The organism is Salinarimonas chemoclinalis (genome assembly GCF_041514305.1).
Taxonomy (GTDB): domain Bacteria; phylum Pseudomonadota; class Alphaproteobacteria; order Rhizobiales; family Beijerinckiaceae; genus Salinarimonas; species Salinarimonas chemoclinalis.
On record NZ_JBGMWH010000026.1, the window covers coordinates 24921 to 41866 of the forward strand.

Here is a 16946-nt window from a genome sequence, read left to right on the forward strand (position 1 = left end):
GCATGGCGACGGCGCTGCGGGGCGGCGCGGGGTTCCTCGGCGCATGGCTGCTCGTCACCGCGGCGGCCTTCGCGCTGGTGCGCGCGATGCCGGGCGATCCGGTCGAGATGCTGCTCGCGGCGGGCAACGTCGCGCCGACGCCGGACGCGGTCGCGGCGCTGCGCGCCGCCTTCGGGCTCGACCGGCCGCTGCCGGTGCAGTTCGCGGCGTGGCTCGGCGGCTTCCTGACGCTGGACTGGGGGGTGTCGCCGGTGACGGGCCGGCCGATCCTCGCCGACGTCGCGGTGCGCGCGCCGTGGTCGGCGGCGATCGGCGCGGGCGGGCTCGCGGCGGCGGTCGCGGGCGGCTTCGCGCTCGGCTTCGCAGCCGCGGCGCGCCCGGGCGGGCTCGCCGACCGGGCGAGCCGGGTGCTCGCGGTCTCGGCCCAGGCGCTGCCGGCCTTCGCGGTGGGGCTCGTGCTGCTCTGGCTGGTGGCCGTCGAATGGCGGCTCCTCGCCCCGCTCACCGGCTCGGTCGCGGAGCGGCTCGTGCTGCCGATCGCGCTCGTCGCGCTGTTCTCCGTGGGCGCCGTCGCCCGGGTCGCGCGGGTCGCCTTCGCGGAAGCCGCGGGGGCGCCGTACATGGTCACGGCGCGGATGAAGGGCCTCTCGCGCACCCGCGCGCTGTGGCGGCACGGGCGCCGGCACGCGGCGCTCACCGTGCTCGCGGCGATCACGCCGGAAGCCGCCTGGATCGTCGGCGGCACGGCGGTGGCGGAGATCGTGTTCTCGGTGCCGGGCCTGTCGGACCGGGTGGTGGCGGCGGTGGCGACGCGCGACTACGCGCTGCTGCAGGCCTATGTCGCCCTCGTCGCGTTCTGGCTGCTGGGAGTGCACGCGCTCGCCGCCCTGGCGCGCCGGCGCCTCGACCCGCGGGTCGGCGCGTGAGAGGCGCCCGCCTCGCGCTCGCCGCGGGCATCGTCGCGGCGGCGACGCTCGGCGCGCTCGCCCCCCCGGGCGACCCGCACGCCATCGACCTGGCGCGGACGCTCGCCGGCCCCTCCCCCGCGCATCCGCTGGGGACGGATCATCTGGGGCGCGATCTCCTCGCCCGCCTCGCCGCCGGTGCGGCACCCTCGCTCGTGGCGCTGGCGATCGGGCTCCTCGCGACGCTCGGGCTCGGCGTCGCCGCCGGAAGCGCCATCGCGCTCGGCCCCGCGCCGCTGGCCCTCGCCGCGCGGCGCCTCGCGGAGGTCGCGCTCGCGGCGCCGACCCTCGTCGTCGCCCTGGTGCTCGCCGCCCTGATGGGCGCGGGACCTGCGACCGCCGGCCTCGCGCTCGCGGCGAGCGCCTGGGCGCCCTACGCGATCACCGTCGCGGCGCTGCTCGAGCGCCTCGTCGCCGAGCCCTACTGGCGCGCGGCGGAAGCGCTGGGGCTCGATCGCCCCCGCGCGCTCGCCCGCCACCTCGTCCCGGCACTGGCGGGCCCCGTCGGGGCGCTCGCCGGAGCGGATGCGGCGCGCGCGGTGACGCTCGTCGCGGCGCTGGGCTTCCTAGGGCTCGCCGCGGACACGGGCCGGCCGGAATGGGGGGCGATGATCCACGAGTACCGCCCCTTCCTGATCGAGGCGCCGCGCCTGCTGCTCGCGCCGCTGTGCGCCATCGCGGCGCTGGCGCTGGCCGCCCACGCGGTGCTCGACCCGGGACACGACGGGCGGCGACGGGCATGAGGCGGATTCGCGGCCGGGGGCAGGCCGAACGCCCGTCCCCGGCCCCGATCGCCTCACCCGCGCAGGCGGCGGGTCGCGACGACGCGGAACACGCTCGACGCGATGAAGCTCGCCGCCGCGACGAAGGTCGCGCCGGCCTCGGCGAGGCGGTCGGTGTCGAGCGCGGCGGCGTCGAAGCCCGCCAGCGGCAGGACGAGGGCGGCGAGGCCGACGATGTTGGCCCACACCGTGCGGCTGGCGAGCGGGGTCTTGGTCTCGGTCATGGTGGTCTCCCGTGGCTGCGACGTCACAATTCGGCATCGAAGGGCAGGCGCCCGGAGCCGTAGGCGCGCCATTGGCCGGCGCGGCCGCGGGGCGTGACGATCCCCGTGGACAGGCGGAAGCGCGCCGCCTCGCGGCTCGCCTCCAGGAACTCGAGGAGCGTGAGCGTTCGCTCGGCCCAGCCGGTGGCGTCGTCGACGGCGAGCGCGAAGTCGCCCGCACCGCTCGGCACGCAGGTCGGCTGCGCGCGCATGGCGACAGGGAAGGCCACCAGCGCCTGATGATGGGTGTCGTCGAGGCCCGCCGTCGTGCCGAGGGTGCGGTTCGCGGCGTCGAGGCCAGCCATCCAGAAGTAGCGCCGGCACAGCGCCTCCTCGACGGCGATCGGCCGGCGCTCGAAGGCGCCGGGCACGCCGCCCACCTCGAGCTGCACGCGCCGGAACGTCGCCTCCGCGGCGGCCGAGATGCGCACGGTCACGTCCGCGAAGGCCTCCCAGGGCACCGGCAGCGCGACGCCGCGGCGTCCGGCACCCGCCGCGATCGTGCCGCTCGCCCAATGCGGATCCGCGCCGATCGCGACGTCGAGCGCGGCCGACGGGTCCTCCACCGAGAGCGTCACGGTCTCGCCGCGCAGGTCGGGCGCCTCGACCACCTGCTCGATCGTCCCCTCGAGGGTCGTCGTCCCCTCCCAGGCCCGCGACAGCGTCGCGCCGCCCACCCCCGCCTTCCAGCGATCGAAGCCGTAGGCGCCCGCCGCCAGCGCGCCGCCGGCGAATCCGCGCTGGTTCACTGCGAGGTGCGGGTTGATCAGGAGGTTGCGCCAGCCCCCGGCGAGACCGGGCAGCCCGCCGGGGAAACGCGCCGACCCCGTCGCCGCCTCGAGATGCACGGCGTCGCGCCAGGTGGCGCCATCGGCGGAGACGCGGATGCGGAAGTCGTCGTCCGACATCAGCCCCGTCTCTGCCCGCCCGCCGAAGCCGGACTGGTAGAGCTGCGAGACGGTCGCGCCCGCGCCCTCCTTGTTGAGCACGAAGCGCAGGTCCCCGGTGCCGCCCTCGGCCGTGGTGAGCGCGGCGAAGAGCGCGGCGTTGAGCTTCGCCGCGAGCCGGTTGAGCGCATCCGGCGCCGTGCCGATGCCGAGCCGAGGCAGTTCCTCCGGCGCGGGGACGAAATCCGCGAGCGGCCGCAAGGCCGTGCCGTCGTGGACGAGGAGCGCGGCCGTCGCCACGACGTAGACGCGCCAGCCCGCCCGGGGCGCGAGGAAGCGCCACACGCCCGCATCGAAGAGCGCGATCGCCCCCGCCTGCCCGGCGAAGGCGCCCGCCGGCGTCGCCGAGACGAGGAGCCGCGCGCCCGGCTCGGGCTCCGCGGGCGCATCGTCCGCCTCCGCCGCGACGGCGCAGTGGACGAGCGCGTCGAGCCGCGCCAGCGCCTCGTTGTGCGTGACGTGCTTCATCGCCTGCGCCGCCGCGATCAGCGGCAGCGCGAGGTGGGGCGTGATGGTCATGGGAGGGTCCTCGACAGGAGCTCTTCCCCCATCGGGGGAGGTGGATCGGCGGCGGAGCCGACGAGACGCAGGGGGTGCGCCGAAAGGCGCTTCGGCGACAGCCGAACCTTCACGCGTCGAGCCACGGGACCCCGCCCCTGATCCGCTTGCGCGGATCGTCCCCGCCGCGAAGGGGCGGGAGCGTCAGCGCACGGCGAGCGCCGCGACGAGCGGGGTTCCCGGGCCGACGAGGGCGCTCTCCTGGGCGATGCGTACGGTGAGCGTCGCCTGCGGCGCGCCGTGGTCGGCGAGTTCGTCGGCGGCGGGATAGAGCGCCTGCGGGGAGGTCGCGGCGAGCGTGCGGACCACCGCACCGCCCGCCGACAGGATCTCGACGCGATGGACTTCCGACGCCTCCCCGAGCGGCGGATCGACCGGGTCCCAGGCGTCGGCGTCGAGGCGGGCACGGCGCACCCAGGAGAGGAGGATCCCCTCCCCCGTGCGCCGCGCCGACGCGTGGACCGGGGCGAGCGGCAGCAGCGCCGCGGGTCCCGCCGTGGCGACGATCTCGACGGCGGCGTCGTCCGCGTGGTCGCGGTCGGCGGGGCCGATACGCCAGCGAAAGGTGCGACCGAGGTCGCTCGGGGCGCGTGCGAGCGGCACAAGCGCCTCGTCGAGCCGAACGAGCGCGCTCCCCTCCGGCAGGCCGAGCGCCGCGACCGGCTCGGAGCCGGCGAGGCCGCGCAGAAGGCGCGACAGCCGCCAGACCCGCTCCCCGACGAGCTCCGCCGCGCCGGCCCCGACGATCTCCAGCGTCCCGTCCGGCGCGCGCAGGGCGAAACGGTTCGCCCCTTCGAAGAGTGCCTGGTCGGAGACGCTCGCGAGCGCGCCGTTGGCGAGGCGCACGTCGAGAACGCCCGCCTCGTCGATGCGCCACAGCGGCCCGGGCGCGAGCGGCGACAGAGTCTCGCCCACCTGCGCGGGCGCGGTGGCGACGTCGAACGGCTCGAAGGACGCGCCGTCCCCGGAGCGCCGGATCGCCATCGCGCCCGGCCAGGGCCGGGCGTGGATCGCGGCGAAGGAGAGCACCGTCGGGTCCCCGAGCGCCGTGGGCAGATCGAGCACGAGCACGAAGGGCCGCCCGAAGGTCGCCGGCGCCGGGCGGGCGACGACCGCCCCCTTCGGCGCGGGCGCCGCGAACAGCGTCGGCTCGACGGCGCGCGCCTCGATGCGGCGGGCGGCGGCGTCGACGATGCGGCCGATGCGATAGAGCCCGCCGCCCGGCGCGGCGATCACGTCGCCGGGCTCGAGGTCGACCCGCCGCGGGGAGACCGCGAGCGTCAGGCTCTCGCGGCCCGACCAGGCGTCCTGCAGGATCACGTCGGCGAGCCCGCGCGCCTGCGCGCGGCGCAGCACCGCCGCCGTCTCGACCCGCGCCAGCCGCCGGCTGCCGCCCGCGAGCCGGCGCGAAGCGACCGCGGCCCGGCGATAGGTGCCGGCGGCGTCGGTGAAGGCGAGCTCGATCTCGGCGGGAAGGTCCGTCTCCTGCGCCCGCGTGCGCCGCTCGAGCGCGCCCTCGCCCTCCTCCACCCGCTCCGCAACACGATCATCCGCCGCGATCGTCGCCACCACGCGCACGCCGCGCCCGACGAAGGCGAGGGCGCCGTCACGCTCGACGGCGTCGACCGAGAACAGCCGCAGGAGCGGCTCCAGCGCCTCGCGCGCGGACATCGGCCGGTCGATCACGAAACCGTCGACGAAGCCGTCGCAATCGGTCTCGACGGGGAGATCGACGCCGAGATCGGCCAGCACCCTCCGGATCAGCTCGTCGAGGGGCAGGCCCTCGAGGCGCCCGTTGAGCCAGTGCCCCGTCTCGTGGTTCGCCCCGTCGGACCACACGCCGGTCAGCTCGGGAAAGGCGGGGAAGGGGCGCGCGTCGAAGGCCCAGACCGCCATGCGGTCCGGGTCGATCATCCGCACGCCGGTCGAGGCCGATAGGGGGTTGTGCGCCGCCTCGTGCCCCGGCACCCGCGGGTCGAACCGCCGCAGGATCGCCCCGACGCCGCGCGCCTGCGCGAGATCGTCGCGCGCGCCCGACGAGAAGGGCGGATAGGCGCTCTCGGCGGATTTCGGGTCGGGGAAGACGTTGGGCCCGTTCGGCCCCTTGTCGACCGCGGGCACGCCGATCTCGGTCAGCCAGATCGGCTTCGAGCCGGGCACGAAGGGGGTCTGACCGGCGACCACGCCGCCCACGCGCTCGCGGTGGGGGCTCGACCACCAGCCGACGAGGTCCTTCGCGCGGAAGGCGAACTCCTCGCCGAGCGGATCCGCGATCGGCGTTCGGGCCTGCGCCGCGCGGGCGGCGGCGTCGGCGTAGGACCAGTCGAACGCCTCGCCGGCGCCGAGCCTCGCGTGGAGATGGTCCGGGTCGAGCCCGCCGCGCGCCTCCGCCTGGTCGAGATGGCTCGGCTCGTCGCGCCAGTCGGTGATCGGCGGGTAATAGTCGATGCCGATCGCGTCGATCGCCGGATGCGCCCAGAGCGGGTCGAGCGGGAAGCGCACTTCGGCGCCGCCGTCGCGCACGTGGGCGCCGTACTCGGTCCAGTCGGCGGCGTAGGTGATCTTGGTGCCCGGACCCACGAGCGTGCGCACCTCTGCGGCCAGCGCGCAGAGCGCATCGACCGCCGGGTAGCTCCCGCCTGGTCCGCGCACGCGGGTGAGCGCCGGCAGCTCGGTGCCGATCACGATGGCGTCGACCCCGCCCGCGGCCTGCGCGAGCGCGGCGTAGTGCAGGATCTGCCGGCGCAGGGTCCATTCGTCCGGGCCGGTGTAGATCACGCCCTCCTCCGCGGGCGCGACATGCCCCGCCTGCGCCGTCCCGAAGAAGAGCGCGACCTGCGCCGCCGCGAGGCTCGACCCGTCCGGCGAGCCGGGCAGTCCGGGCGCGGGATCGCAGGTGATGCGCCCGCGCCACGGATAGGGCGGCTGGCCGATCGTCCCCGTGCGCGGATCGGGCAGCGCGTTGCCGGCGGGGACGTCCATCATCTGGAACGGGTAGAGCGTCACCGCCAGCCCACGCTGCTTGAGGAGCCGCACGAGCCGCACGACGCTCGCGTCCGACGGCGTGCCGCCGTAGGCCGGCAGCCCTCCGGAGGTGGAGACCACCCGCGCGCTCGCCCGCTCGAGCCCCGCGACGGCCCACGGCGTCTCGCCCGTGTCCTTGGCGGCGATCTCCACCCGCGGCGCGATGGTGCAATGCTCCGCCCGCAGGTCGTCGCCGAACCAGCTGACCACGAGGAAGACGTGCGCGAGGTTCGGGCACAGCGCCTGGAGCTGGTCGAGGGAGGCGAGGACGTCGCTCGTGTCCTGGAGCTGGTGGCGGTTGTCGGGCTTCGTCTCGCCGAGGCCCAGCGCCTGGCGCACCGGCGCCGGCTCGTAGCCGAACTCGGTCGCCCCGGGGATGAGGCACACCGCGCGGATCGCCTCCCCGAGCACGTTGCCACCGCGCACCACCTCGAAGGCGAATTGGGGAATGCGGTTGCCGAAGGGCTCGAGCGGCAGGCGCTCGAAGACCACGTAGGCGAGCCCGCGATAGGCCGGCGCCGAACCCTCCTTGGCCACGATCAGCGGATCGGGCGTCTGGATCTCGTCGCCCCGGTAGACGCGCATGGTGACGCCGGCGAGGTCGATCTCCCGCCCGTCGGCGAAGACCCGCCGCACGAAGGCGATCGGCCCCTCGCACAGGCCGATGGCGAGGTTGGCGTAGTACGCGTAGCTCACCTCCCGCGTCGTGCTCGCCCCGCCGCCGCCGGAAGACTTGCCGCCGCGCCGCGGCTCGCGGTGGACGGTGACGCGCGTCTCCTCCTCGAGCCGCGTCGCCCAGATCACCTGCCCGCCGATGCGCGCCCGCCCGTAGACCCGCGGAATCGGCGCGCCCTCGGTGGAGGCGAGGCCGGGCATCTCGGTGAGCCGCGGGCCGACGACGGTGCGCGTGCTGTCGCCTTCCAGCGAGGACAGGATCGCGCCGTCGATCGCCGCCCCCGCGAGCCCGCCGAGCGCCCGCCCGACCATCGCGCCGAACGGCCCGCCGACCATCCCGCCGATGGCGGCGCCGGCGGTTTGCAAGACGAGGGTGGCCATGGGAGACCTCCAGAATCGATGCAGCCTGCCGACCCCACCTCCCCGCAGGGGCGGACGACGGCGAGGGTGGGGGCACCGGCGGCGGCGACGCGCGCCCGCGAGGACGACCGCGACGGTCTCCCCTCTCCCTCGTGGAGAGGGGCCGGGGGTGTGGGGCGTGCAGAACGCGCGCGACGCCGACGCGGCTCATGCCGGCGATGCGTTGCCCCGACCGGCGGCGCCTCACCGGATCGCCCCACACCCCTAGCCCCTCTCCACGAGGGAGAGGGGAACACCCGCGCGCCCTTCATCGCGCGCGAGACCGCCACGTGGCGGTGGAAATCCGAAAATCCCCGTCAGCTTCCGCCTCCAGAAGGGCGGGATGGCCACCTCGCACACGCTCGCGCCGTCGTGGGCGTGGATCATCGTCTCGGGGGCGGTGGCGATGGCGCAGTGCTTGGCGGGCAGGCCCTCGCGCCAGCGGAAGACGAGCACGCGACCGGCGGCGATCCCCTCCGTCGGCGCGAGCCAGCGCGTCGCCGCTTGCAGGAGCGCGTCCGCGCCGCCGGCCTCCGCCCAGTCCGGCGCGTACGGCCCCGGCGCCTCGGGCTCGGGGCCGATCACACCGCGCCAGACGCCGCGCAGGAGGCCGAGGCAATCGCAACCCACACCCTTCAGCGAGGCCTGGTGCGCGTAGGGCGTGCCGATCCAGGCGCGCGCCTCGGCGACGACGCGCATGGCGAGATCCGAACTCATCGGAACAGGCTCCCCCCGTCCAGGCCGGGCTCGCCCTGGCGAGGCATGCGCAGGACGAAGTCGTTGCCCGGCATGTGCGGAAAGCCCCGGAAATTGGCCGTGTTGGCGAACTTCGCCGCGCAGGTCTCGAAGGACTTGTCGCAGCCCGGCGTCACCGTGAAGGCGTCGCCCGCCGCGATCGGGCGCGGCGCGCGCCGCCACAAGTCGAGCACGCCGCCGGGCCGGTGCGCGCGCACCTCGACGGCGAAGCCCTGGTTCGCGCCACCGACGAACACGAGCCGCCCATGGGCGAAATGCTCCGGCGCGTAGCCGGCGAGCGCGCCCGCGGTCATGGACAGAGCGCCGTCGCTCGCGCTCACCACGGCGGCCACCGGCGCCGCCGCGGCGCGGCAGCGATCGTCCCCGAGATCGGCCGAGCAGCTCGCGCGGAAGAGGCGCCCGCGCTCCTCGTCGAGCCGGTGCATCAGCGAGCGCAGCTCCGCCACGAAGGCGCCGTCCGCCCGGCGCACCTCGCCGATCGCGCCGGCGCCGAGCCGCATGCGGTGCTCGGGCGCGCGCCAGTCGACGAGGAAGACCTCGACGCGCGCATCGTCCCAGACGCCGGCGAGGAGGTCCTCCTCCGTCAGCCCCGCCGAGACCAGGGCGCCGGCGACCTCGCCGCCGCCCACCGCGAAGCCGAGTTCGGAGGCCGCCTCCGCCGCCTCGAGCCCGGTCGCGGCGCGGAAGGTGGTGCCCTCGAAGGCGAGGTCGCGGTCGTGATCGGTGAATCCGGCGACGACGCCGTCGGTGCGCGTCACGCGCCAGCAGCGCGCGAGCGTCGTCGCCCCGCCGCCCAGACGGGCGGCGAGGGCGGGGGGGATGGTGCGCATGGTGGGAGGCTCCTCGAGAAGCGCGGCCAATCGCTCGCAGTACGCACGCAGCCGGCGAACGAAGCCGAGGGCTGCCTGCCCGATCGCCCTTCCGACTCGCGACGATGCGGCACCCCACGACGCGAGTTGCAAGTTGGTTGTAATGCCTCGTTATGGGACAATAATTGAATACAACCGAATGGAAATACTCTAGGATGCGCGCCGTGCGTCATCGCGGACGCACGATGCAGACACTGGGGGACGACATGACCACGCAGATCGATCTCAACGGCAGCTGGACGGGCACCGCCATCGCGACGGGTGCCAACGGCACGTTGACGCTGGCGGGGCAGAGCCCGGGCGGGACGACGCTCACCGGCACCCTCTCGTGGGCGAGCGTCGGCGGCGTCAAGGCCGGCCGGCTCGACGGCGTCTGGCTGGCCGATCCCAACGACACGAACGCGCTCTACTTCGCGCTCTCCGGGACGAGCACCAACGGCACCGGGACGATCTCCGTGACGGGCTACACAGAAGGCCGGCAGCTCAACGTCACGGTCGCCTGGGCGCTCGCGATGCCCGGCGGCGCGCACGACGGGCACTCCGACCCGGCCGTCTTCACCCCGAATTGAGCCAGGGCACGATCTCCAGGAGCGGGATCTCGGGCACCGCGCCCGCCGCGAAGGCCCGCAGGTCGATCTCGAGCGTGTCGGTGTCGAAGCGCACCGGCACGTCGAAGGCGAAGCCCGCGGTCACCGTAGCGCCGGGCGCGGGCGGCGTCGCCAGCGTGACGACGCCCGTCGTCGTGTCGACCGCGAAGCCCACGCCCTCGACGAGCGCCGTGCCGGCCACGGCCACCCGCACGCTGCCGGCCACGGGCTTGGCGATGGTGCGCACGTAGGGGTCGTGCGCGCCGCCGTAGGTCTTCACCAGCTGGAACGCCACCCGCGCGCCGTCGCCGACGCCGAGCGCCTGGTCGCCCGCCGCCGGCTCGACGGAGGGCTTGCCGCTCTTCCAGTCGGTGCGGTCGTGCAGGCGAAAGCCGATCAGACGGCCGCGGCGCTCCTCGAAGAAGGCGATCACGGCGTCGAGCGCGTCGAGCGTGCGCACGCCCAGCCCCGCCTCGAAGCGCCGGCGCGAATGCGCCCAGCGGGCGTTGCGGTGCTCGCGGCCCGACGCCAGCGTCACGATCTCGGTGCGGCGCGTCGGCCCGCCGCGGCTGCCGAGTGCCACGTCGAGCGGGAAGCGGACCTCGTGGAAATCGTCCATGGAGCAGTCTCCGAAAGCCCGCCGGAACCGGCCGGATTGACCTTTCGCAAAGCGCGGCACGCCGATCTCGGGCCAGATCGGGGCAGGAGGGCCGCACGGGCGGTCGCTCGAACCAAAAGGAAACCAGCACGATGAGCCATGTCCCCCACGAGCTCGCCGAGGAATTCCCCGAGGCCGCGGAGCGCATCCACATGCTCAAGCAGGAGAACGCGCACTTCGCCCGGCTCGCCGACGAGTATCATGAGCTCAACCGCACGATTCACCGCATCGAGACCCGCGTCGAACCGACCTCGGAGGAAGTCGAGCAGGACCTGCGCCGCAAGCGCCTCGTGCTGAAGGACGAGATCGCCGCGATGCTGTCTGCCGCGGCCTGAGCGGTCACGACGCGCGCCGCCCGCGCGCCACCGCGCGGGCGAGCGCCGCGGAGACCTGCGCCTCCGAGCGGCGGAAGCTCTCGGCGTCCGGCGTCCGGACGTTGACGACGATCGTCGGCGCGGCGCCCTCGCCCGCGCCACCGCGCACGCCGAGGCGGCCGTCCGGGCCGCGGGCGAGCGGCAGGATCGCCTCCGACCCGCGCTCGCCCATCAGGCCGAGCCCACCGGAGAGAGGGAAGTACGTCGGCGCGGCCACCACCCCGCCCTTGGCGAAGGGCCGCACCGGCGGCAGAGGCGGAAACGCCCGGACGCCACCCCCGATCCCGGGCGGTAGCCCACCTCCAATCCCGCCGTGCAACACTCCCCCGAGCAGCCCCGCCACGCCCCGCGACAGCGTCTGCTGCAGCGGCGTCAGCGCGGCCTTGAGCCCGATGTCGATCAGCGAGCGCCCCATCTGCCGCAGGATCTCGTCGAAGCGCCGCCCCTCCGAGACGCCGCGCGCGAAGGTGGTGGTGAAGCTGGCGCCGAGCCGGTCCGTGAGCCGCGTCAGCCGCTCGATCTCCCGTGCCCGCTCGGGCGGGATGAGGGGGCGTGCGAAGGGGACGTCGTCGTCGCCGAGCATCGTCGTTCACTCCGTGCGATCGTCGGGATGCGCCGCCATCAGGGCGGCGAGCGTGGCGCGCGAGGGCGCGTCGGGGATGCCGAAGCCGCGCCCGGACAGCGCCGCCGCCAGTTCCCGCGGCGTCGCGCGCCAGAACGTGTCGGGGGTCCAGCCCACGGGGCCGAGGGCGGCGGCGAGCGCCTCGTCCCAGGGAAAGGCCTGCGCGAGAAAGGCGCGGGAGGGCGCGCTCACCTCCGCGCCGCCGGAGGGCGGGTCTCGCCGCCCTCCCCCTCCCGGGTCCCCTGCCCGGTTCCGAACGCCCGCGCCAGCGCCTCCATCGCCGCCCGGGCGACGGGCTCGACGCCTTCGTCGAGCGCGAGCGCCGCCACGTCCGCGTCGGCGAGCGCGTGCCCGCCCCCGCGCAGGGCCGCACCGAGGATCGCCACGAGGTCGCGCGCCTTCAGCCGCCCCTCCGCGAGCCGCTCCGCGAGCGCCCCGAGATCCTCCGCGCCGAGCGCGTCCTCGAGCTCCGCGAGCGCGCCGAGCGTGACCCTGAGCGTGTAGGTCGCCCCGTCGATCGCGACGGCGACGTCCCCCCGTCGTGAATTGGCCATCCGTCCCGTCTCCCCTTTCGCATCCGCGCCGTCAGTGCGCCGAGAAGGCGATCTCGCCCGCCGATTCGAACGCCGCGTCGAAGGTCACCTCGCCGGCGTGCTCGCCGCGATATTCGAGCGAGACGATCTGGAACGGCCCCGTCAGCGTGCCGAAGTCCGGCACGATCGCCTGGTAGGCGCGTATCTCGCCGGCGAAGAACACCGCGCGCACCAGCGCGTCCGAAGCGTCGTCCCGGAACACGCCCGAGCCCGAGAGCGCGGCGCGGCGCACGCCGGCGCCCGCCAGAAGCTCGCGCCAGCGCCCGGCGCTCTCGGCGTTGGTCACGTCGACGAGGTCGGCCCCGAGCGCGAGCTGGCGCGCCCGCAGGCCCGCGAGCGTCACGAAGGCGCCCGTGCCGTCGTCGATCTTGATGAGGAGGTCCTTGCCCTTCTGCGCGGCCATGTCTCGTCGTCCTTCCTCGTCGTCCTCAGCCGATGGATTCCGTGAGCGCGGAGAGCCGCAGCCAGGCGCGCGCGGCGCCGCTGCCGGGGTCGCGCGTCGCGCCGCTCTCGGCGACGCGCAGGCGGATCAGGCGGTTGCCCGCGAGCGCGAGGTCGGCGTCGTCGAGCAGCGTTGCGATGCGGTCGGCGACCGCGAGGCCAGCGGCGGCGGAGCCGGGGCGCGACCACACGACGATGTCGGCCTCCTGCGCGTGCGCCCGCACGCCCTCGCTCGACGCGTCGCGGGCGATCACCCGGCCGAACAGCGCGTAGACCGGTGCCGCGCCCCGCGGCGGCTCGTCGTGGAGGCGGATCGTCCCGCCGAAGAGATCCGCGAGGGCGGCGTCTCCCGCGAGTGCCGCGAGGATCGCGGTGCGCAGGGCGAGGATCGGTCCCGGCGCGCTCACGACTTGATCTCCTCGCACAGGCACACGGTCTCGCGGCCGCTTCCGTCCGGGTCCGTCGCCGCCCGCACGGCGAAGCGGCGCGCGCCGAGGGTGAGCCGCATGCGCCCGTCGAGGTCGGCGCGGTGGCGCAGCCGGACGCGGTGCGTCACGGCCTCCTCCGGCCGGCCGGCGCGCTCGCGCTCGTCGAGCGCGAGCGCCTCGATCGCGCCCCACACGCGCGGCCCGGGCTGGAAGCTGCGCACGACGCCGCCGAAGCCGTCGGGCGTCTCCTGCGGCAGATCGAGGGTGAACAGGCGCCGGCGAGCGCCGATCCGGGTTCGGGCGGTCCGCATCGGCTCACCCCATCCGCAGGCGCCGGAACGGCGCGATCAGGGCGGCGACGTCGAGCGGCAGGCTCGCCCGCTCGGTCTGCGGGGGTCCGTCGCCGCGGTTCTCGAACCAATGGGCGGCGAGCAGCCGGATCGCCTGCACGAGCGGCGCCGGCGCGGCGTCCGCGCTCGTGCCGAAGCCCGCCGCGAGGTCGATCTCGATCCCGTCCTGCGCCTCGAGCGCCGCGCCCGAGAGCACGATCCGGGCGGGGTCCGCACGCCGCTCGAGCCGCCAGTCGGCGGCGGGGACGACGCTCGCGACCCCGGCCGCGTCGAAGGCGCGCACCTCGCTCACGCCGAGGATCGGCGCGAGCGGGAGGCGCACGACGCCGTCCTGGGGGACGCGCGCGAGCGCGATGCGCCAGGCCTGCTCGAGCACGACGAGCCGCGTCGTCGCCTCCACCACGAGGCGCGCCGCGCGCAGCAGCGCGCCGATGAGCGCGTCCTCGTCCGCGTGCTCGAGCCGCAGGAAGGCGCGCATCTCGGGCACGCCGACGGGCTCGACGGCGGGGCCGGCGAGGTATAGGGGGGTCATGTCTGCTCTCCGAAGGCTGGAGCTGGTGGCCGTGCGGCGTTCGATGTCGGTGTGTCGTCGTGTCGGGGCCGCCCTCGCGGCCCTTCTCCTCCTGATCGCGGTATCCCCCGCGCCGGCGCGAGCCGTCGTCGGCGGCGCGCCCGAGACCGGGCCGCTCGCCGCCTCCACGCTGATGATCCTGTCATCGGGCGGCGGGGCCTGTTCTGGGGTGGTCCTCGCGCCGGACGTGGTCCTCACCGCCGCCCATTGCGTCACCGCGGCGGACGATCACCGCGCGCATTGGCGCGACGCGTCGGGTGCGCCGGTGCTGGCCGAGATCGCCGCGATCGCGGTTCATCCCGGCTACGACGCGACCGCCATCGAAGCGCGCCGACGCTCGATCGACCTCGCGCTCGTGCGCCTCGCCGAGCCGCTGCCGCCGCCCTTCCGCGCGGCGACGCTCCTCGACGCGAAGGCCGGCGCCGGCGAGACGCTCGACCTCCTCGGCTACGGGATCTCGCAAGAGGGCGAGGCGGGTCGCCTCACCGGCGGCCTGCTTCGGCGCGCGCGCCTCTCCGTCGTCGAGCCCTACGGCCCGTCCTCGATCCTCGTCTGGCTCGCGGGCGCGGGCGCCGGCGGCTGCCACGGCGATTCCGGCGGGCCGATCGCGCGGGAGAACGTCGTTCTCGCCATAACCTCTTGGACGCGCGGCACGAGCGGCGCCGCATGCGGCGCCGTCAGCCAGGGCGTGCTGCTGGGCCCGCAGCGCGGTTTCGTCGACGCGACGCTCGCGGGCTGGGGCCGCGGAGCCGCCTGGCGATGAGCCCCGCTCCGTCGTCTCCCGCGCTTGCGGACCCCTGGTTCGAGCCGCACAGTGCCGCCATGCCGCTCCGCCCGCTTCCGCGCCCACTCGCCGTGCTCCTCGCCCTCGCGGCGGCGATCGCGGCCGCGCTCGTCGGCGCGGCGCCGGCGGACGCGATCACCCGCGGTCGCGCCGCCGACGCCGGCGACGGCCTGCGCGAGGGCGTCGTGCGCATCGAGAGCTCCGCAGGCGAGTTGTGCACCGGCGTCCTCGTGCGCGACGACGTGGTGCTCACCGCGGCGCACTGCGTGCTCGAGCCGGTGAACTACCGCGTCTTCGCGCTCGACTACGGCTTCCGCCGCGTCGACGTCGGCGTCTCCGCGAGCGTGCTCCACCCGAGCTTCCAGGCCGGCATACCGCCACGCGAGCAACCCGGCGTCGATCTCGCCCTGCTCAAGCTGGACCGGCGGCTCGGCCCCGACTTCCGTCCCTTCGACGTCGCCGGCGCGCAGATGCCGCGCCCCGGCCAGGACGCGACCATCGCCGGCTTCGGCACGACGCGCTACCGGGCCAAGTCGACGGCGCGGACCCTGCGCTTCACCTACGTCGTCGTGATGGGCGAGGCGCGGCTCGGCAACCGCATGGTGATGGCCGCCGATCCAGAGCGGCTCGGCGAGCAGGAGGGCGCCGGCGCCTGCCAGGGCGATTCCGGCGGACCGCTGCTCTCGGGCGATCCCGGCACATACCGCCTCGACGGGATCATCTCCTGGTCGTCGGGCGCCTTCGCCGGCGCGCGCGGCGCCGCCTGCGGGGGACTGACCGCCATCACGCCTATCGCCCCCCACGTCCGCTGGATCGCGGCCCGCGTGCGCGATCTCGATCGCGCCGTGCCCTCCGCGCCGGCGGAGCCACTCGACCTCTCCCCGCCGACGCGCGACGCCTTCCTCGGCGCGGACTGACCTCACGCCGAGAAGCGCAGCAGCTTGAGCGCCGCGAAGTCCTGCACCCCGCCGCCGACGCGCTTGGTCGTGTAGAACAGCACGTAGGGCTTGGCGGAGTACGGGTCGCGCAGGATGCGCACGCCCGCGCGGTCCACCACCAGGTAGCCGCGCTTGAAGTCGCCGAAGGCGACGGCGTCCGTGCCCGCCGCGATGTCGGGCATGTCCTCGGCCTCCACCACGGGAAAGCCCATCAGGCTCGCGGCCTGGCCGGGGCCCGCCGGCGGCTGCCAGAGATAATGCCCCTGCGCATCCTTGAACTTGCGCACGGCCGCCTGGGTCTTGCGGTTCATCACGAAGGAAGCGTTCTGGCGGTAGCCGCTCTTGAGGGCGTAGATCAGGTCGACGAGCACGTCGGAGGGGTCGGAGGCCGGGAAGCCGCCCGCGACGCCGGTGGCGAGGAAACCGATGTTGCCCCACGACCACGTGCCGTTCGCCACCGTGTCGTAGGCGAGGAATCCGCGCGGCTTGGCGAGGCCGTCGCCGGCGACGAAGGCCGCGCCCTCCTGCTCGGCGAAGGCGGTCTCCACCTCGTCGGCGATCCACTGGTCGACGTCGACGATGGCGTCGTCGAGCAGCGTCTGCGTCGCCGCCGGCATGGCGTAGAGCTCCATCGCCGGAAAGGAGAGCTCGGACAGGCCGGGGCTGTCGGTCTGCGGTCGCGCCGCGGTCTCCGCCACCCAGCCCGAGGCGGCGCCGGTGGTCGCGTGGGCGATCTTGTAGAGCCCGCCCGAGATGGTCCGGTTCGACGCGATCGCCCGGATCGGCGAGAGCGAGGAGAGCCGCCGGATCACCTCGCGCTCCACCTGCGGCGGCGCGAGGTAGCCGCCGTCCGGCCCCGAGCCCGCCGAGAGCGCCTTCTCCTCGAGCCGCTTGAGCCCCGCGCTCTCGCCGGAGCGGACGTAGAGCTCGAAGGCCGCCTTGTGCTCGGCGCCGAGCGGGTCCTCGCGCCCCTTCTCCTCGCCCGCGAGCGGCGGGCGCTGGCGGGCGAGCGCCAGCCGGTCCGAGCGCGCCTTCTGCTCGTCGAGGAAGGCGTCGATGCGCGCGAGCTTCTCGTCGACGAGGACGTCGGCGTGACCGCGCGTCTCGAGCGCGGCGAGCCGCCCGTCGTTCTCCTCCTTGTAGGCCTCGAAGGCCCGCGCGAACTCGGCGAACGCCGCCTGCGCGTCCGCGGACTTGGTCTCGATGGTGTGATCTCGGGTGTCGTGCATGGTGGGATGTCCTCTATGAAGGGAGATGTCGGCGCACGCTCCTCCCCCATCGGGGGAGGTGGATCGGCGTGTGTTCAGACCGGATAGATCCCTGACGGAATAGACCGGTTGATTGGTTGACAGTTCTGTTCGG

The 16946-nt window shown here is 75.2% G+C and carries 20 protein-coding genes; 6 read left to right on the forward strand and 14 right to left on the reverse strand.

Translation table 11 applies throughout. The features are described 5' to 3' along the window. Positions 1–2 precede the first annotated feature (2 nt). Positions 3–926, forward strand: coding sequence for an ABC transporter permease (locus AB9M23_RS21465; RefSeq protein WP_372426705.1), 924 nt, complete (start codon positions 3–5; stop codon positions 924–926). Then, complete coding sequence (locus AB9M23_RS21470; protein ID WP_372426706.1) at positions 923–1708, forward strand: ABC transporter permease subunit; 786 nt, start codon at positions 923–925, stop codon at positions 1706–1708. The genes AB9M23_RS21465 and AB9M23_RS21470 overlap by 4 nt, the downstream gene beginning before the upstream one ends. A gap of 53 nt (positions 1709–1761) precedes the next feature. Here the strand turns inward: AB9M23_RS21470 and AB9M23_RS21475 are convergent, their stop codons facing one another. The 5 genes from AB9M23_RS21475 to AB9M23_RS21495 all read right to left on the reverse strand — a co-directional run bounded on the left by AB9M23_RS21475 (position 1762) and on the right by AB9M23_RS21495 (position 9199). Further along, positions 1762–1971, reverse strand: coding sequence for a hypothetical protein (locus AB9M23_RS21475; protein WP_372426707.1), 210 nt, complete (start codon positions 1969–1971; stop codon positions 1762–1764). A 23-nt stretch (positions 1972–1994) separates the two neighbouring features. Then, entirely contained in the window at positions 1995–3476 is a 1482-nt protein-coding gene (locus AB9M23_RS21480) for a DUF2793 domain-containing protein (protein ID WP_372426709.1), read from the reverse strand. Between the two features lie 183 nt (positions 3477–3659). Continuing rightward, positions 3660–7595, reverse strand: coding sequence for a baseplate multidomain protein megatron (locus AB9M23_RS21485; RefSeq protein ID WP_372426710.1), 3936 nt, complete (start codon positions 7593–7595; stop codon positions 3660–3662). Between the two features lie 243 nt (positions 7596–7838). Further along, positions 7839–8330, reverse strand: coding sequence for a C40 family peptidase (locus tag AB9M23_RS21490; protein ID WP_372426711.1), 492 nt, complete (start codon positions 8328–8330; stop codon positions 7839–7841). Continuing rightward, positions 8327–9199, reverse strand: a complete 873-nt coding sequence (locus AB9M23_RS21495) for a phage/gene transfer agent baseplate hub protein (protein WP_372426712.1) — start codon at positions 9197–9199, stop codon at positions 8327–8329. Before AB9M23_RS21495 ends, AB9M23_RS21490 begins: the two co-directional genes overlap by 4 nt. 203 nt (positions 9200–9402) lie before the next feature. On the opposite strand from AB9M23_RS21495, the gene AB9M23_RS21500 reads away from it, so the two are divergent. Further along, positions 9403–9807, forward strand: coding sequence for a hypothetical protein (locus AB9M23_RS21500; RefSeq protein WP_372426713.1), 405 nt, complete (start codon positions 9403–9405; stop codon positions 9805–9807). Here the strand turns inward: AB9M23_RS21500 and AB9M23_RS21505 are convergent. Then, complete coding sequence (locus AB9M23_RS21505; protein ID WP_372426714.1) at positions 9794–10444, reverse strand: phage distal tail protein, Rcc01695 family; 651 nt, start codon at positions 10442–10444, stop codon at positions 9794–9796. The genes AB9M23_RS21500 and AB9M23_RS21505 overlap by 14 nt on opposite strands. 131 nt (positions 10445–10575) lie before the next feature. On the opposite strand from AB9M23_RS21505, the gene AB9M23_RS21510 reads away from it, so the two are divergent. Beyond that, positions 10576–10818 carry an HP1242/YdcH family protein gene (locus tag AB9M23_RS21510; RefSeq protein WP_372426715.1) on the forward strand — a complete coding sequence of 81 codons (243 nt, stop codon included), beginning with the start codon at positions 10576–10578 and terminating at the stop codon, positions 10816–10818. A 4-nt stretch (positions 10819–10822) separates the two neighbouring features. On the opposite strand, the gene AB9M23_RS21515 is transcribed toward AB9M23_RS21510, so the two are convergent. From AB9M23_RS21515 to AB9M23_RS21545, 7 genes are read right to left on the reverse strand one after another with little or no spacing between them, the layout of a single operon-like run. Then, positions 10823–11440 (reverse strand): phage tail tape measure protein, encoded by a 618-nt coding sequence (locus AB9M23_RS21515; protein WP_372426716.1) that lies wholly within the window; start codon positions 11438–11440, stop codon positions 10823–10825. A 6-nt stretch (positions 11441–11446) separates the two neighbouring features. Continuing rightward, positions 11447–11671 (reverse strand): phage tail assembly chaperone, encoded by a 225-nt coding sequence (locus AB9M23_RS21520; RefSeq protein WP_372426718.1) that lies wholly within the window; start codon positions 11669–11671, stop codon positions 11447–11449. After that, positions 11668–12033, reverse strand: coding sequence for a gene transfer agent family protein (locus tag AB9M23_RS21525; protein ID WP_372426719.1), 366 nt, complete (start codon positions 12031–12033; stop codon positions 11668–11670). The genes AB9M23_RS21520 and AB9M23_RS21525 overlap by 4 nt, the downstream gene beginning before the upstream one ends. A gap of 31 nt (positions 12034–12064) precedes the next feature. Then, positions 12065–12475, reverse strand: a complete 411-nt coding sequence (locus AB9M23_RS21530) for a phage major tail protein, TP901-1 family (RefSeq protein WP_372426720.1) — start codon at positions 12473–12475, stop codon at positions 12065–12067. Between the two features lie 25 nt (positions 12476–12500). After that, positions 12501–12920, reverse strand: coding sequence for a DUF3168 domain-containing protein (locus AB9M23_RS21535; protein ID WP_372426721.1), 420 nt, complete (start codon positions 12918–12920; stop codon positions 12501–12503). Beyond that, on the reverse strand, positions 12917–13252 hold the full coding sequence (locus AB9M23_RS21540; protein WP_372426722.1) for a phage head closure protein: 336 nt from the start codon (positions 13250–13252) through the stop codon (positions 12917–12919). Before AB9M23_RS21540 ends, AB9M23_RS21535 begins: the two co-directional genes overlap by 4 nt. Positions 13253–13256: 4 nt before the next feature. Continuing rightward, the gene (locus AB9M23_RS21545) at positions 13257–13823 is read right to left on the reverse strand and encodes a head-tail connector protein (protein WP_372426723.1); all 567 of its coding nucleotides are present in this window, start codon (positions 13821–13823) and stop codon (positions 13257–13259) included. Between the two features lie 43 nt (positions 13824–13866). Between AB9M23_RS21545 and AB9M23_RS21550 the strand changes: the two genes are divergently transcribed. After that, positions 13867–14625 (forward strand): S1 family peptidase, encoded by a 759-nt coding sequence (locus AB9M23_RS21550; protein WP_372426728.1) that lies wholly within the window; start codon positions 13867–13869, stop codon positions 14623–14625. A gap of 59 nt (positions 14626–14684) precedes the next feature. After that, a complete protein-coding gene (locus tag AB9M23_RS21555) occupies positions 14685–15563 on the forward strand; it encodes a S1 family peptidase (protein WP_372426724.1) in 879 nt (292 codons plus the stop codon). 2 nt (positions 15564–15565) lie between these two features. Here AB9M23_RS21555 and AB9M23_RS21560 read toward each other — a convergent pair whose 3' ends face one another. Further along, positions 15566–16813 (reverse strand): phage major capsid protein, encoded by a 1248-nt coding sequence (locus AB9M23_RS21560; RefSeq protein WP_372426726.1) that lies wholly within the window; start codon positions 16811–16813, stop codon positions 15566–15568. Positions 16814–16946: the final 133 nt, after the last annotated feature.